This is a genomic window from Paenibacillus sp. RC67 (assembly GCF_030020805.1).
Lineage (GTDB): Bacteria > Bacillota > Bacilli > Paenibacillales > NBRC-103111 > Paenibacillus_S.
The window spans coordinates 600001-616318 of record NZ_CP125098.1 but is presented as its reverse complement, the minus strand read 5'-3'; the positions used below and the strand labels follow the sequence as shown (position 1 = coordinate 616318).

Annotated in this window: 8 protein-coding genes, 17 tRNA genes, 2 rRNA genes and 1 pseudogene (1 of these 28 cut by a window edge); 2 read left to right on the top strand and 26 right to left on the bottom strand. The window is 48.4% G+C overall.

The genetic code is table 11. From position 1 onward, the window contains the following. Positions 1–291: 291 nt before the first annotated feature. Together QMA13_RS02895 and QMA13_RS02890 are read left to right on the top strand one after the other, a co-directional pair. The gene (locus QMA13_RS02895) at positions 292–4842 is read left to right on the top strand and encodes a glutamate synthase-related protein (RefSeq protein WP_282939405.1); all 4551 of its coding nucleotides are present in this window, start codon (positions 292–294) and stop codon (positions 4840–4842) included. A 159-nt stretch (positions 4843–5001) separates the two neighbouring features. Next, on the top strand, positions 5002–6018 hold the full coding sequence (locus QMA13_RS02890; protein WP_349254192.1) for a Rieske 2Fe-2S domain-containing protein: 1017 nt from the start codon (positions 5002–5004) through the stop codon (positions 6016–6018). A 3-nt stretch (positions 6019–6021) separates the two neighbouring features. On the opposite strand, the gene QMA13_RS02885 is transcribed toward QMA13_RS02890, so the two are convergent. From QMA13_RS02885 to QMA13_RS02760, 26 genes and pseudogenes are all read right to left on the bottom strand, one after another. Beyond that, positions 6022–6861 carry a serine/threonine-protein kinase gene (locus QMA13_RS02885; protein ID WP_282939404.1) on the bottom strand — a complete coding sequence of 280 codons (840 nt, stop codon included), beginning with the start codon at positions 6859–6861 and terminating at the stop codon, positions 6022–6024. Continuing rightward, on the bottom strand, positions 6858–7658 hold the full coding sequence (locus tag QMA13_RS02880; protein WP_282939403.1) for a class I SAM-dependent methyltransferase: 801 nt from the start codon (positions 7656–7658) through the stop codon (positions 6858–6860). Before QMA13_RS02880 ends, QMA13_RS02885 begins: the two co-directional genes overlap by 4 nt. Positions 7659–7920: 262 nt before the next feature. After that, positions 7921–8400 (bottom strand): hypothetical protein, encoded by a 480-nt coding sequence (locus tag QMA13_RS02875; RefSeq protein ID WP_282939402.1) that lies wholly within the window; start codon positions 8398–8400, stop codon positions 7921–7923. A gap of 144 nt (positions 8401–8544) precedes the next feature. Beyond that, positions 8545–9207 carry a bifunctional 2-keto-4-hydroxyglutarate aldolase/2-keto-3-deoxy-6-phosphogluconate aldolase gene (locus tag QMA13_RS02870; RefSeq protein ID WP_282939400.1) on the bottom strand — a complete coding sequence of 221 codons (663 nt, stop codon included), beginning with the start codon at positions 9205–9207 and terminating at the stop codon, positions 8545–8547. Between the two features lie 99 nt (positions 9208–9306). Further along, a pseudogene (locus QMA13_RS02865) lies at positions 9307–10283 on the bottom strand (sugar kinase). After that, positions 10283–11038, bottom strand: a complete 756-nt coding sequence (gene kduD, locus QMA13_RS02860) for a 2-dehydro-3-deoxy-D-gluconate 5-dehydrogenase KduD (protein WP_282939398.1) — start codon at positions 11036–11038, stop codon at positions 10283–10285. The pseudogene QMA13_RS02865 and the gene kduD overlap by 1 nt, the downstream one beginning before the upstream one ends. Positions 11039–11218: 180 nt before the next feature. Next, on the bottom strand, positions 11219–12211 hold the full coding sequence (gene bioB, locus QMA13_RS02855; RefSeq protein WP_282939396.1) for a biotin synthase BioB: 993 nt from the start codon (positions 12209–12211) through the stop codon (positions 11219–11221). A gap of 490 nt (positions 12212–12701) precedes the next feature. Continuing rightward, positions 12702–12778, bottom strand: a tRNA-Arg gene (locus QMA13_RS02850). Between the two features lie 7 nt (positions 12779–12785). Beyond that, positions 12786–12859 (bottom strand) — tRNA-Gly (locus QMA13_RS02845). Positions 12860–12875: 16 nt separating this feature from the next. Next, positions 12876–12952, bottom strand: a tRNA-Pro gene (locus QMA13_RS02840). A 7-nt stretch (positions 12953–12959) separates the two neighbouring features. Then, positions 12960–13042 (bottom strand) — tRNA-Leu (locus tag QMA13_RS02835). Between the two features lie 4 nt (positions 13043–13046). Then, positions 13047–13121, bottom strand: a tRNA-Gly gene (locus tag QMA13_RS02830). Between the two features lie 70 nt (positions 13122–13191). Next, a tRNA-Gly gene (locus tag QMA13_RS02825) sits at positions 13192–13266 on the bottom strand. Positions 13267–13273: 7 nt separating this feature from the next. Continuing rightward, positions 13274–13353: transfer RNA gene (locus QMA13_RS02820), tRNA-Leu, on the bottom strand. A gap of 14 nt (positions 13354–13367) precedes the next feature. Beyond that, a tRNA-Lys gene (locus QMA13_RS02815) sits at positions 13368–13443 on the bottom strand. A 9-nt stretch (positions 13444–13452) separates the two neighbouring features. Further along, positions 13453–13527 (bottom strand) — tRNA-Gln (locus QMA13_RS02810). Between the two features lie 16 nt (positions 13528–13543). Beyond that, a tRNA-His gene (locus QMA13_RS02805) sits at positions 13544–13619 on the bottom strand. A gap of 18 nt (positions 13620–13637) precedes the next feature. Further along, positions 13638–13713: transfer RNA gene (locus QMA13_RS02800), tRNA-Thr, on the bottom strand. Positions 13714–13763: 50 nt separating this feature from the next. Continuing rightward, positions 13764–13840: transfer RNA gene (locus tag QMA13_RS02795), tRNA-Asp, on the bottom strand. Between the two features lie 14 nt (positions 13841–13854). After that, a tRNA-Met gene (locus QMA13_RS02790) sits at positions 13855–13931 on the bottom strand. A 15-nt stretch (positions 13932–13946) separates the two neighbouring features. Beyond that, positions 13947–14022 (bottom strand) — tRNA-Val (locus tag QMA13_RS02785). Positions 14023–14038: 16 nt separating this feature from the next. After that, positions 14039–14113, bottom strand: a tRNA-Glu gene (locus QMA13_RS02780). A gap of 11 nt (positions 14114–14124) precedes the next feature. Continuing rightward, positions 14125–14216: transfer RNA gene (locus QMA13_RS02775), tRNA-Ser, on the bottom strand. Between the two features lie 51 nt (positions 14217–14267). Continuing rightward, positions 14268–14343 (bottom strand) — tRNA-Asn (locus QMA13_RS02770). A gap of 36 nt (positions 14344–14379) precedes the next feature. Continuing rightward, positions 14380–14496, bottom strand: a 5S ribosomal RNA gene (gene rrf / locus QMA13_RS02765). A 196-nt stretch (positions 14497–14692) separates the two neighbouring features. After that, positions 14693–16318 (bottom strand): 23S ribosomal RNA (locus QMA13_RS02760) (it continues 1297 nt past the right edge of the window).

Sequence of the window (16318 nt, the reverse complement as noted above, 5' to 3'; positions counted from 1 at the left end):
GCTATTTTATAAGGTTTTTGGCATGTAAGCCGTATCGGTATGCGCTCATTTTGTCGATGTGGGAGCAAATATTTTTCTTACATCCTCACACGTCAGCGCTTCGCAGCGCCTTCGACAAGCAGTAGCAGAATGTGGTTATGCATGAAAAATGTATATTTATTCATCGCGAATCTCGTCGATGGATTTGTCCGCTTTCTTATCGCCGCAGTGACATGAACAAACCTTGCTTGATGACGATTTAGACTCGCATACTTTTAATGGGAGGTGACGGTCAGCCTGCTGACCACAAAAATGAATGAAGTAATGCGCAATGAAGGCCGTTTTCAGAATTTGCTAGGTACCGAGCACGACAGCTGCGGTATCATCTGTATCGTGGAGAAGGACGGATTCCCATCCCGGGATAACATTCGGAAGACGATTGAAGCTCTTGTCAAAATGGAGCATCGTTCGGGATTTATTAACGGCGAGGGAGACGGATGCGGCATTTTGACCGACATTCCTAGAGCCCTGTGGGAGAAAAAACTGAACGAAGCTGGTCTTGACGGCAAGCTTGCCTATGATGCTCGCTTTTCGGTTGCCCACATCTTTGTTCCGCGCAAGCTGGACATCTCCGTGGCTGATATGCAAAAAGGTATTCGCGAGCTGTTTGCCCAATTTAATGTTTCTATTATATTGGAACAAGAAAATCAAGTGGATAGCAGTGTGCTTGGGGAGAACGGTCGTAATGACGAACCAACCTTCTGGCAAATCGCTGCATTGTGTGACAAACAGGAAGTCGTCGTCGCTGATCATTTGTTCGAGCTGCATGTAGCCATTGAAGCTCGCTACCATGTTCACGTTGCTACACTGAGCAACGTAACCGCAGCTTACAAAGTCATGGGCGCTGCCAGCATTCTTCCTAAATATTATAACGATACTCGTGACCCGCTCTTTGCAGCGCAAGTAACTATCGGTCACAACCGTTACTCCACTAATACCCAATCCAGCTTTTTCCGTGTTCAGCCGTTCTCTTTACTCGGCCACAACGGAGAAATCAATACCGTCAAAAAAATGCGTCTTGAAGCAGACATGGTCGGCGTACAGTTAGTTGAGAGCGGAAGCGACTCCCAAGACATGAACCGTACGATCGAAACCTTCATTCACCGCTTCGGCATCAGCTTATTTGAAGCGATGGAAGTCGTGTTCCCTCCTATTATTAATGAAATGAAACAATTCCGTCCGGAATTACAAGACCTTTATGTATATTATCGTCAAATCTGGGGTCACTATGCTCAAGGCCCAGCCGGTATCGTATCCCGTTACGGCAATGAATGTATTTTCAGCGTCGATGCTCTTGGTCTTCGTCCGGTTTGGATGGTAGAGAGCGATACGTCATTGTACTTCTCCTCTGAGCAAGGCGTTATTACCGTAGACGAAATGGTAGCGGATCCGAAACCGATCGCCCCAGGCGAAAAAGTCGGTGTCGTCCTGACACCAGGCGAGCATGTTCAAGTGATTCCTTACTCCGGAGTTCAATCTTTGGCTTACGAGCGTGCAAGCAAGCGCGTTAATTTCACAGGCTTGCGCAAACACTTGAAAGATGCACTACCGGTAGTAGAGGCTGCTTCTCAAGACGATGCTTCTGTTACTGATGCTCTGTACAGCGCATTTGGTTGGGACCGTGAAGGAATCCAAATGATAGAAACCATGTCCGAAACCGGCGCGGAGCCGATTCGTTCGCTTGGTCATGACGGACCTCATGCATGTATCAACTGGGAGCGTCAAAACATTCCCGATTTCATCAAAGAAAGCGTAGCCGTCGTAACGAACCCTGCGATTGACCGTGACCGTGAGATGGAACACTTCTCCACTCGTGTCGTTGTCGGCCCTCGCCCTACTGTTTATGGCCAGCCGGATCAACGTCTTCGCCTTGAATTGTTAACACCGCTTGTGCTGGAAGGCAGCAACGGTGTGGATTCCTTGGCTGAGCTTGGTCAACCAAGCTTGGAGCAGCTTCGTGCGATGTTCACTGCGCAAGGCGATAATGCCGTAGTGACATTGTCCCTCACATTTGCTCGCGGCACTTCCTTGAAGGATGCCTTGGATCAATTGGCTGCTGATGCAGTAGCTGCTGTTAAAAACGGTGCTGTATTGCTGATTCTCGATGATGCCAATGCACATCAAAACGATCGTTTGTTCATGGACCCGCATTTGTCCGTATCCAAGGTCGATATCGCTCTTCGTGCGGAAAAATTGCAGTTTGGCGACAACCTGCGCCGTCATACGACTGTGGTGCTTCGTACTGCAGCGATTCGCAACCTGCATGATATTGCAGTTGCTTGCGGTCTCGGTGTAGATATCGTATCTCCTTACTTGCTGTTTGCAACCTCCGCCGTGAAGAACGGTGCGCCTGCAGCACGTAAAGTGTACGCGGCTTTAACTAAAGGTCTGGAAAAAGTCATTTCCACTATCGGTACTCACGAGCTGCGCGGCTACACCCGCTTCTTCTCGTCGATCGGCTTGAAGCCGGAAGTATCCGATGTGTTAGATATCGTGAACTACCTTGGCAGTGAGAATGCTGGTACGGGCTTTACCGAATTGGAAGCAGATGCAGAAGCTCGTTACAATGACTTCTCGAATCCTAAAGCCAAGGCAGCTCGTAACTTCCACTTCTTCCAACGGATGTGGAAAGCACTCGGAGAGGCTGCTTCTGGAACGGCTCCTTATTCCGATTACCGTGATAAGCTGCGTGAAGAAGAAAAGCGCAATCCGATCTCGATTCGTCACGTTGCTGACTTCAATTATGATTTGGCGCATCAAGAAGGCCGTAAGCCTCTGGATCCGTCGCAAGTCGATATCGGTATCGGCGGTCATGACTTACCAATGCTGATCTCCTCCATGTCGTTCGGTTCCCAGAACGAAACTGCATTCCGCGCTTATGCGGAAGCCGGTGAACGTCTGAACATGGTTACCATGAACGGTGAAGGCGGAGAGATTAAAGATATGCTCGGCCGTTACAAAAGAACACGCGGCGCGCAAGTCGCTTCCGGTCGTTTCGGAATCAATGTAGAGCTGGCTAACGCCGTAGCTTTCCTTGAAATCAAAATCGGTCAAGGCGCTAAACCGGGTGAAGGCGGTCACTTGCCTGGCTCCAAGGTTACAGCTAAAATAGCTGCTGCTCGTAACGCGACCATCGGTTCCGATTTGATCTCGCCATCCAACAACCACGATATTTATTCTATCGAGGACTTGGCGCAAATCATCTCTGAGCTGAAAGAAGCAAGCGGACGTAAAGCTAAAATCAATGTTAAAGTTCCTATTGTTCCAGGTATTGGTACGATCGCAGTCGGCGTAGCTAAAGCAGGCGCTGATGTTATCACCTTGTCCGGCTTCGACGGCGGTACAGGTGCAGCACGTATTCACTCTCTGACTCATGTAGGCTTGCCTACCGAAATCGGTACGAAATTGGCTCACGTAGCCTTGATCGAAGCAGGCTTGCGTCACAAAGTCGAGCTGTGGAGCGACGGCGGCTTGAAATCCGGTGCCGATGTAGTGAAAATGATGCTGCTCGGTGCAAACCGCTGCGGATTCGGAAGTATCTCAATGCAAGCTATCGGTTGCACAACATGCCGTGGATGTCACTTGGATACTTGTCACGTAGGTATTGCAACACAAATCGATTCGATGGAAGAAGCGGAAGAAAAAGGTCTTCGCCGTTTCGTGCCTCGAGTATTCGATACAGCAGTAGATTCTCTCGTTCGTCTATATGGCGGAATGGGCCAAGAAATTCGCGAAATCGTAGCTCAGTTGGGCTTCTCCAGTGCGCAAGAGCTGGTCGGCCGCTCTGACCTGCTGCAGCAAATCAGCTGCCAAGATAAAATTGACTTGTCCGACATTTTGCGTCCGGCTCCGCTTTCCTTCGCAGCAGCGCATGAAGCTCAGTTGGAAGCTGCAGCAACGGTATCCTCCGATATCCGTATTGCTGCAGGCGCTGAAGGTCAAGAATTCTTCCCGGATTCCTTATCCTTCGACGCTCCGATTACACGCAGATGGTCCAAAGTGGATGCGGAATCCCGTATTCTTGGAAGCCGCTACTCCAGCCATCGCGTAAGAGATCGTTTTGACGGAAGCTATGATCAATTGCCTCCTGTATCTCTTACTTTGACTGACGGTTCCGTACCAGGTAACGGCTTGGGTGCGTTCAACGCACGCGGCGTTGACATTACGGTTCACGGTGGAGCTGAGGACGGCGTAGGTAAAATGTCGTTCGGCGGTAAAGTAGCGATCCTGAAATCGCAAGGCAGCCATGGCCAATTCATCAACGGTTCCGTTGGTAAATCGTTCGGTTACGGTGCTCAAAAAGGTCTGTTCCTGATCCAAGGAAATGCAGATACTCGTGCCTGCATCCGCTTCTCCGGCGCAGACGTCGTATTCGGCGGCGAAATTACTTCTCCGATTGAAGACGAACTTGGCGGACTTGCAAGCCGCGCGAACCTGAAAGGCTTCGCCTTCGAATACATGACCAATGGTCGTGCCGTAGTGCTTGGCGACCCAGGTCCATGGATTTGCGCAGGGATGACCGGCGGTGTAATCTATCAACGTCTGAACCCGGAAATGGGTATGAACGAAGCGGCAATTGAACGCCGTATCGCTAAAGGCGCGAAAGTGAAAATCGAGAAAGTCGGCCCACAAAGCATCAAGGATCTGAATGAGCTGCTAGGCGCTTACCGTCAAGAGCTTGCTGCATCAGGTCAAACAGAGGCTGCTGCGAAAGTAGATCATCTGCTCGCTAATCTCGAAACCAGCTTTGTGCGTATCGCTCCGGTGAACCTGCAAGCAGACCAATCGGTGGCTACAGAATAATCAACAGTTAAATTGAGTTTATAATCCCATCAGAGCCTCATGTTCTGATGGGATTTCTTTTATTTATGTTTCGAACGTATCATTTTCGTATAATGAATGGATAGACAGAGAATGGTAAGCAATAGTTACATAAGGAACTGCTATTAGGACTAACTTAATATGGAACATGCTATAAAAGGAGGTGCCAAGGTATGGTCGACGGACAATATCGGAGTGCGCAAAAGGAAAATCCCATGTACTTGGTATGCGATTGGCTGGTCGAAGGAATTGAAGGCTAAGCCTATCAAAAAACGGATGCTTGGACGAGATATCGTCCTATTTCGCGATCAGCAAGGCACCGCTCACGCGCTTCATGCTTACTGTCCACATAGAGGAGCTGATTTATCTCTTGGACGCTGTGCAGGTGGTCTGCTGGAGTGTGCGTATCATGCATGGTCTTTTGATGGCCACGGGCAATGTGTTGATATTCCAGCCCATCCTGGCCGTGCTGTCCCTGCTTTTGCGAATACGAAATCCTATCCTCTTATTGAAAGAATAGGTTTGCTATGGATTTACCCAATGACCAGAGACCTGCTCGACTATGAGCCAGAAGCACTGAAGCTTGTTAGCCCTGTCTTGGAAAATCCGGATTATGTCCTAGCACCTTATGATGCTATATGGCAGGCTCACTTAACCCGCGTAGTAGAAAGTGTACTGGATGTCGCCCATGTCCCTATTGTTCATAATAAAACGATCGGCAAGAAGTCACCGAAGGAAATTAACATTGAATTTGAAGCAAAAGATAACCGCATTCGAATCCGCAATGGTGGCGGTATTCTTGATTATGATTTTCCGCAGCAATGGCTGCTCACACCCGTTAAAACGGAGGGCAGCCAGTTCATTAACTTCGTTACTTTCTCGCCGATAGAAGAAGAAGTAACTGCTATTTATGGTCTCGCTGGGAGAAACTTTGCTAAGTTTCCCGGCATGAATTATATTTTCTCCAGATACAGCAGCAAGGTGCTGAAAGAAGACCAAGGGATCGTTGAGAGTCAACATCCCCGTCCGATCCCCGACGCCTTGCGATTGGAAGCTCATATGCCTGCGGATGGGCCTCAAGTTCGCTTTCGGCAACGCTGGTACCAATTTCTTACAAGCAGTGAACCGAAAATCATGATTAGCGATGCAAAGGCCTAGTCATTAATCTTGCTGGCTTGCCAAAGCCTGCTTCCAAGCCTCATAAAAGCTCTTGATACTATCATAACGATCTTCACGAAGAGATGCTGCTGCTTTGCTGACAACATGATACAGTGGCTCTGAAGCTCTCCAAGCGTTTAGCTCTCTACTTCCGTCCGAGAGAAAAACGAACGCTGCCGCTCCCATCGCATATATATTTGTCCGATAATCAATTCTACTGCCACGAATGAACTCCTCAGGAGCCATAAATCGACTGGAGCCGAACAATCGGTTTTTCTCCAGTATGAAGGCTCCTTTAGTGTAATGGTCGAAATCACATAAATGCAGCTTATGGAGCTGAAAGTCATAGATCATGCAGCCATCATAAAAGTCTACCGCTACATACCCATGCTCTTCCAAAAGCATGTGCAGTTCGTATACGGTGTTCAGAGCTTGTATAATCCGTTCCACAGACTGCTGCCTGAATCGGTAATGAGGTGATTCCGGATTACTTCTCCCTTCTTTTCCAGGAAAATCAGGCGTTCCAAGCACCTCCCCCTCTACCCATTCGTATACGTGAGCGTAACCATTTAGGGTCGAGAAGGAGTTCAGCAGCTTAGGAATAACCGGATGAGTCACTTCAGAATGAAAATGTTCCACTTGCTTCAAATAAGAAACTGCACCAGATGTTCCGGCATGCTTTACGAATAGACATTGTCCCGAAGGAATCCTGATACCAAACGATACACATCCGGAATCCTGCTTATCGAACACCCTGAAGGTCGTTCCACATTCCGCTAATAAGTCCTGGATCGTCGAAGAAGTATGACGAATGTTCAACAGTAGGCTATCGACATGACTCATAATTCCAACCTCCCTCCCGCTTTCGCTTGAATGAAATAGTAGAAATTCGTCACTTGAATTCCCTTCTTGCCAGCATGTCTTTCAAATCGAGTCAGGATATCACTATAATGAGCTTCTCTGATATAACGTGCAAAATCGGAGCTTTGTCCAAAACAAAGCATCTTCACTACGTCCTCCGGTGTCGGAATCCAGATCGTTTCTCTCAAGGTGCGCAGCTCAATATTGATAAATCCGCTTCTATTCAGCCTTTCGTTAATTATATCTAGTATAGGGGTCCCTAACGAGGACGGGGCAAATAATCCGGGGAAACAATGGGCTAATTCACCACCCTCTCCATTTCCGTCACCAGGATGGAATAGAACAATCCTTCCTCCAGGACGAACAACTCTATTCCCTTCGTTGTACCAACTGGTGGGGCCTTTTTTCGTATAAGCCACATTAAAGTAAGCATCCGGAAATGGCAGTCCCTCATGGGTATGCCCCACAATAAATCGGGTATTTTGCTTCTTATCCCGATTCGCCGTTGCAATAAACCCTTCCGTCATGTCATACCCTACCATTTCATCGGCATGGTCCCCCCAACGGTTGGTATACTCACCATGACCACAGCCGACGTCAAGAACCTTGCCATGCAATAATCCTTCTAAGGTTTCCGTCAAAGTATCTTCTGCTGCTTCTCCTTCATACTCATAGTTCCATGTGTATTCATATTTGCCTGTTTGCTTTGCAAGACTTTGACACCATTCCTTAGACTGGCCTTTTAAATAATTGGGATGCTGCGTTATATCCAGTTTCAAATAAATTGCACCTCCACCTATATGATTTTGCCGGCCGGCATGAATAAACATATAGGAAATATTCCCAAAAGTATAGACTTATACTGATCCAACATTTATAATAAGATTATAGGGAGCTGAAATAAGCCCCCCTCTATTTAATAACACCCACCTATGAGCTGAACGAACGACACCTTTATGGTGTCTTTTTTTATATCACGAATGTACCCTTTGGATAATTTTAAAAAAACAAAAAAGCGGTGCCTAAGCCCGCTTTATACACTCACTTTTTACTCCCTTGTTTGATGATTATGAAGCCTATTCCAGCTACAACCACTAATCCAGCGATAATGGCAATAGCCATCTCCAAACCAACGTTACTTCTCGTTCCAATGACTGTGGTTTCCCCTAGCATTTGCTCGTCAAAGGAACTGGCTAAGCCGGTATTGCCGCACAGCATCGGACGTAATTTACCATTATCGGTCCCAGCGAAAATAATATATTCTTCACCCACTTGAAACTTAGTCCAAAAATTCTGTTGTAGCATGACGGTTTCACTCAGTTCCCCCTTCCATGCCTTGAGTACCTGAAACTTTAGCTTATCGTTCGTTTCGGATAAGAGCCTCCCCTTAAACACGAGCTCCGAATAGCCCATCTCTTCTTTCGGAGGGCGCGGCGGCGCACAAGACAGGGCGGAGACCGAAGGTATCGCAGCTCCCCAAATCAAGAATAATACCATCAACAGTCCAATCCAATGTTTCATTTTGTTCACTCCCCTTCATCAAAGCCTTTTTCTATTTTTTTCCTGATGTGCTCTATAACGAAGGTTAGCACAACTATGTTGCAGTGAATAAAAAAGAAGCCACCTCTCTTAATTAGAGAAGTAGCCTCTTGTCATAGACCGCTATTATTGTTTAGCCGCGCGATAAGCTTCAATATATTGAGCCGCTTTTTTCGCTACAAGGCTGTAATTGCGTTCTTTTACCGCTTCGGTGGTCAGGTCGGAACCGATACCTACCGCAACTGCACCTGCTTTAATCCACTCAGCCATATTGCTGAGCGATACGCCGCCTGTAGGCATGATGTTAGCCTGCGGCATAGGTCCTTTGATCGCCTTGATAGTCGAAGGCGAGTACAGGTTTCCTGGGAACAGCTTCACGATGTCTACGCCAAGCTCTAGCGCTTGCTGAATCTCGTGGACTGTCATAACCCCTGGCATCACAGGTACACGGTACCGATTACACAGGGTTACGGTAGCAGGGTTTAACGAAGGTCCTACCACGAACTCGGACCCACTAAGGATCGCTGCACGCGCTGTTTCCGGATCCAGTACGGTACCTACACCAATAATAGCATATTTGGACGGATCCTGTGTCATGCTGGAATATTTCTTCGCTAGCGTCTCAATCGCTTGCAGAGCGAATGGCACGGTCATCGTAACTTCGATGACTTTAATGCCGCCCTCGATGGCTTGTTCAGCCATCTCTACAACTTCCTCCGGCGTCTCGCCACGAAGTACCGCAACGACACCTTCCGTTGTAATTTGCTGAAGCAGCTTTAATTTTTTCATATATGGTTTCTCCGTTCCTTAGCATCTAGTTTGGAGTTGATCAATGAAACAACAAGCTGTGATCGGAACTCGATCCCTATACGCAGGTCGATCCCGTTCTTAGCGCTCTACGTGCTTCACATTGTTCAGCACAGCCTCTACTTGCTCCCAAGTCGGGATGCCTTCCCAATCGCCTTCCATTTGTACGACCATGCAGCCGATCAAATTTCCAAGGCGAACGGCTTCAACATGGCTGTAGCCCTTCAACAGACCAACGATAAATCCGGCGCAGAAGCCGTCTCCAGCTCCAACCGTGTCTACAACTTGCTCCGCCTTGAAATAAGGCACAGCGGTAACGTTGCCCTTCTCCACTACGTAAGTTTCATCGTCTCCGCCTTTGACAATACTAACCGCGTTCAGTTCACCCAAACGCTGAATAATTTCATCAAAGCTCTCCGTTTGATACAACAGCTTAAGCTCGTCCAAGCCAGGCAGGAAGTAATCCGCTTCCTTAGCCATGTCTAGCAGCACATCGCGTGCTTCTTCGATGGACCACAGCTTCAAGCGCAGATTCGGATCAAAGCATACTTTCACGCCATGCTTGCGGGCAAGGCGCATAGCTTCTTTGGCTGCTTCACGGCAGGACTCGCTCAGTGCCGGCGTAATGCCGGTTACATGCAAGTATTTAGCCTGCTTAATGTACTCCTCGTCCAGATGCTCTGGCTTCAGCGTGCTTGCTGCCGAGTTTTTGCGGTAGTAGTATACCGATGTTTTACCGGATACGACTTCGCGGAGCATCAGTCCTGTAGGAGCATCCGTTGTCAATTCAGCACGGGATACGTCTACGCCTTCACCACGAATTTTTTTAAGATCATCCGTCCGAACGGGTCTTTTCCAAGCCGGCTAAACCAGCCTACACGATGGCCAAGACGGGCAACGCCGATTGCTACATTACTCTCCGCGCCGCCGAACAATCCTTGAAATTGCGATGAATATTCGATTCCTTTGGAGCCTGCCGGCATCATGAGCGCCATCGTTTCCCCAAAGGTAATAATCTCCGGTTGAAACATTTGAGTGCAACCCTGTTGTGCCGCCATTATCGGTTCATCCACCCGCCGTCAACGCATAGCACGTGACCGTTCATGTAATCCGAAGCTGCGGAAGCCAGGAATACGGCAGGACCTTGCAAATCTTCCGTTGTGCCCCAACGAGCTGCAGGAATACGAACCAAAATTTGCGAGCTGCGCTCTTCATCTGCACGCAATGCTGCAGTATTGTCTGTAGACATGTAACCTGGAGCAATGGCATTAACTTGAATGCCTTTGCTAGCCCATTCGTTAGCCAATGCTTTGGTAACCCCAGCAATAGCATGCTTGGAAGCCGTGTACCCAGGAACGTTGATTCCGCCTTGGAAGCTCAGCATCGAAGCGATGTTGATGATTTTACCGGAGCCTTGCTTGATCATCTCACGTCCTACTAGCTGACACAGGAAGAAAGATGCGTTCAAGTTCAAGTTAATTACATCGTGCCAATCTTGAGCTGAATGCTCAGCAGCTGGTGTACGACGAATAATCCCTGCATTGTTTACCAAAATATCGATTTTACCAAACGCGTTCAGCGCTTCGCTAACTACGCGCGGATATTCTTTTTCATCAGACAAGTTCGCTACAACAGTATGAACTTTACGGCCCAGAGCTTCAATTTTTTCTTGAGTCTCTCTATTGCGGTCATTGCTTGTAACAATCACAATATCTGCGCCTGCTTGTGCTAATCCCAAAGAGATTCCGCCACCAAGACCTACGGCACCACCTGTTACGATAGCTACTTTACCGGTCAAATCAAAAAAATTCATCTCTACACCTCGTTTAAACGTTTTATATAATAACAAAACCCCAGTTCCTGAGGTTGTCTACACTTATTATTATAAGTGAAGTACCCCCAATGTGCCAGAGCACCCCTGAAAATTTCATGGTCATTCTTTCACAAATAGTGAATATTTAAATATTTCTTCACCATTAAGGTGTATTCCCGCTTACAAAGCACATAACTCAATTTCGAAACCGAGATCTTCAATCATTCGTTGGTCTTCAGCAGCTTCCTGACCCGTTGTAGTCAAATAATCTCCAACGAATATGGAATTCGCAGCGTACAGTCCTAGAGGCTGTAATGAGCGCAAATTGACCTCTCTTCCCCCTGCTATCCGGATTTCTTTGGAAGGATTCATGAACCGCATCAGAGCGAGCACCTTTAGACATTGTCGTGGATTCAACTCCTTCCGATGCTCTAACGGGGTCCCTGGAATTGGATTCAAAAAGTTTACCGGAATCGAATCTGCCCCCAGCTCACGAAGAGCATATGCCATTTCAACGATCTCCTCTTTCGTCTCGCCCATTCCGACTATACAGCCGGAGCATGGTGACATCCCTGCAGCTTTTGCTTTCTGTACCGTCTCTTGACGGTCATCATATGTATGTGTCGTAGTAATGCTTGGAAAGTACCGACGGCTCGTATTCAAATTATGATTATATCGGTCTACACCTGCTTCTTTAAGCCTAGCCGCATCCTTATCTGATAAAATGCCCAGACAGGCACATATTTTCAACGGCAACGTTGATTTAATCTCTTGAATGGCTTCAATAACCTGATCAAGTTCGCCTCTTGTAGGGCCTTTTCCGCTGGCCACAATGCAATAAGTACCTACCTTCATTTCCAATGCTTTATGTGCACCGTCTAATAATGTTTTTTTATTTAACAGAGGGTACTTCGGTATCGGTGCCTTGGAAACTATCGATTGCGAGCAATATCCGCAGTCCTCTGGACAAAGTCCGCTTTTCGCATTAATAATCAAGTTGAGCTTCACTTTGTTCCCGTAATAATGGTGTCTTACCTTATATGCGCTATTCATTATCGCCAATACTTCATTGTCATCCGCCTCTAGCACGGATAAGCCTTCCTCCATCGTTAAAGGCTGCCCTCTTAGTGCTTTCTCCGCCAATGCGTTCCATTCCGTATATGTCGCTCTCATTTGGTGATTCCTCCTGCTCTCGCATCTATTTCATTTTTTCATTTGATAGGCATCTTACGATATTTATTTTTGTACAACTTCGATTAATTGTCAACCATAATTATATATTTTAAGTTAACAATTAAAATAATACTAAATAATCACAAAAGAAAAGCAGTTAAAGGTAGAAACATAACCAACATTTTGCTTTCCCCCAGCTTGGTTGCAAGCTGAGATTAATGGACAGCAAACTATCTTTTTTGGGCTAGCTAACGAGCTATGGAAAGCCGCTGGTATTTCCTTAGATTCATTTATATACTTATTTGGTATTTGCATAATAGAAAAAAGCCCATTTGGCGATTCTTCGCCAGTGGGCTCTACTATATTCTTTTAGCTTCTTTCCGTTGCTTTGCGGTAAGTTAATACAAAGCAGCTAGCTACTAATGAGAAAAAATAAGCTCATTAAACACACAAAAAGCCATCCTTAAAGGATGGCTTTAATTTACGTAAGTGGCGTCCCAGAAGGGATTCGAACCCCTGACCGACGGCTTAGAAGGCCGTTGCTCTATCCAGCTGAGCTACTGGAACAAAAATATGGAGCGGGTGATGGGAATCGAACCCACGCTACCAGCTTGGAAGGCTGGAGTTCTACCATTGAACTACACCCGCTCGATATAATAAATTATGGTCGGGATGACACGATTTGAACATGCGACCCCCTGGTCCCAAACCAGGTGCTCTACCAAGCTGAGCTACATCCCGAAGATTGTGGTGCCGGTAGAGGGACTTGAACCCCCACGGTTTCCCTCACGATTTTGAGTCGCGCGCGTCTGCCAATTCCGCCATACCGGCTTTCTGGAGCGGAAGACGGGAATCGAACCCGCGACCCTCGCCTTGGCAAGGCGATGCTCTACCGCTGAGCCACTTCCGCACATTTCAGAAAGAACAAGAATTATTATATGATAATCTTCTCTAAAAAGCAATAACTTTTTTCTAGAGATTGGAGCGGAAGACGGGAATCGAACCCGCGACCCTCGCCTTGGCAAGGCGATGCTCTACCGCTGAGCCACTTCCGCAAAAAGATGCGCGTAGAGGGACTTGAACCCCCACGGTCTCCCGCTAGATCCTAAGTCTAGTGCGTCTGCCAATTCCGCCATACGCGCGCTTGAGAAAAACATGGTGAGCCATGAAGGACTCGAACCTTCGACACCCTGATTAAAAGTCAGGTGCTCTACCAACTGAGCTAATGGCTCATACAAAAATGGCTGGGGATCTAGGATTCGAACCTAGGCATGACGGAGTCAAAGTCCGTTGCCTTACCGCTTGGCTAATCCCCAACGGAAAATTTAAAAATGGGGCGATCGATGGGACTTGAACCCACGAATGCTGGAGCCACAGACCAGTGCGTTAACCCCTTCGCCACGACCGCCATATTAAACTGTAGGAATGGTGCCGTCGAGAGGACTTGAACCCCCAACCTACTGATTACGATTCAGTTGCTCTACCGATTGAGCTACGGCGGCTTGATAATGCCGATGTGAGTCTCTTCGATGACCTCTGATTAAAACATAAATGGCGGAGCCGACGGGATTCGAACCCGCGGTCTCCTGCGTGACAGGCAGGCATGTTAGGCCTCTACACCACGGCTCCACACTAAAATAAATTGGTTGCGGGGGCAGGATTTGAACCTGCGGCCTTCGGGTTATGAGCCCGACGAGCTACCGGGCTGCTCCACCCCGCGTCGTTGTACTATATATGGTGGAGGCTGACGGGATCGAACCGCCGACCCTCTGCTTGTAAGGCAGATGCTCTCCCAGCTGAGCTAAGCCTCCATATGTATTGCATTAGTGGTGACCCGTAGGGGATTCGAACCCCTGTTACCTCCGTGAAAGGGAGGTGTCTTAACCCCTTGACCAACGGGCCTAGAAAAATTATGGCGGAGAGAGAGGGATTCGAACCCTCGAGACGCTTGTGACGCCTACACGATTTCCAATCGTGCTCCTTCGGCCAACTCGGACACCTCTCCATTATTATGAAAGACCAAAGGGATAATCCCCTCGAAGTTATGTTGGAGAAATGGCTCCCCGAACAGGACTCGAACCTGTGACAACTCGATTAACAGTCGAGTGCTCTACCAACTGAGCTATCAGGGAACGATGTAACTACTAATTGCTGTGGTTGAAGCAATCGCTTGGCGACGTTCTACTCTCCCAGGACCCTGCGGTCCAAGTACCATCGACGCTGGAAGGCTTAACGTTCGTGTTCGGTATGGGTACGCGTGGTTCCCTTCCGCCATCATCACCAAACTAAGAGCTTTCGTCAGAAAGCTTGCTTCGTAAGCATACGCTTTTTTCGAAGAGTTACTTCTTCGAAATCGCTGCGAGAAAATATCCTTCCTTAAAAAGGACATGCAGCTCAAGGCTTATTCCTTGAAAACTAGATACGAAATAAATGCGCGTTGGTTGAGCTAATACTTCTGCATGTTGTACACATCACAGAATCATGGATAAGCCCTCGACCGATTAGTATTCGTCAGCTCCACACGTTGCCGTGCTTCCACCCCGAACCTATCAACCTCGTCGTCTTCAAGGGGTCTTACATACTGGGAAATCTCATCTTGAGGGGGGCTTCACGCTTAGATGCTTTCAGCGCTTATCCCGTCCGTACGTAGCTATCCAGCCGTGCTCCTGGCGGAACAACTGGTACACCAGCGGTACGTCCATCCCGGTCCTCTCGTACTAAGGACAGCTCCTCTCAAATTTCCTACGCCCACGACAGATAGGGACCGAACTGTCTCACGACGTTCTGAACCCAGCTCGCGTACCGCTTTAATGGGCGAACAGCCCAACCCTTGGGACCTACTTCAGCCCCAGGATGCGATGAGCCGACATCGAGGTGCCAAACCTCCCCGTCGATGTGGACTCTTGGGGGAGATAAGCCTGTTATCCCCAGGGTAGCTTTTATCCGTTGAGCGATGGCCCTTCCATTCGGTACCACCGGATCACTAAGCCCGACTTTCGTCCCTGCTCGACCTGTATGTCTCGCAGTCAAGCTCCCTTATGCCTTTGCACTCTTCGAATGATTTCCAACCATTCTGAGGGAACCTTGGGGCGCCTCCGTTACTTTTTAGGAGGCGACCGCCCCAGTCAAACTGCCCACCTGACACTGTTCCCCGACCGGTTCACGGCCGCGGGTTAGAACTCCGATACGATCAGGGTGGTATCCCAACGTCGCCTCCACACAAGCTGGCGCTCATGCTTCTCAGGCTCCCACCTATCCTGTACAGATCGTACCAAAGTCCAATATCAAGCTGCAGTAAAGCTCCATGGGGTCTTTCCGTCTTGTCGCGGGTAACCTGCATCTTCACAGGTATTAAAATTTCACCGGATCTCTCGTTGAGACAGCGCCCAAGTCGTTACGCCATTCGTGCGGGTCAGAATTTACCTGACAAGGAATTTCGCTACCTTAGGACCGTTATAGTTACGGCCGCCGTTTACTGGGGCTTCGGTTCATAGCTTCGGGATTGCTCCCTAACCACTCCCCTTAACCTTCCAGCACCGGGCAGGCGTCAGCCCGTATACTTCGCCTTGCGGCTTCGCACAGACCTGTGTTTTTGCTAAACAGTCGCTTGGGCCTTTTCACTGCGGCCCCCTCGGGCTATTCACCCTACCGAGGCACCCCTTCTCCCGAAGTTACGGGGTCATTTTGCCGAGTTCCTTAACGAGAGTTCTTCCGCGCGCCTTAGCATGCTCTGCTCGCCTACCTGTGTCGGTTTGCGGTACGGGCACCTTCTCCCTGGCTAGAGGCTTTTCTTGGCAGCCTGAACTCATGACCTTCGCTACTGCAATTTTCGCTCCCCATCACAGACCAGCCTTATCGATGTGCGGATTTGCCTACACATCAGCCTCTCTGCTTGGACGGGCATCCATCAGCCCGCGTCACTATCCTTCTGCGTCACCCCATCGCTCATAACGGTTCACGGTGGTACAGGAATTTCAACCTGTTGTCCTTCGACTACGCCTTTCGGCCTCGCCTTAGGTCCCGACTTACCCTGAGTGGACGAGCCTTCCTCAGGAACCCTTAGGCTTTCGGCGGACAAGATTCTCACTTGTCTTTTCGTTACTCATA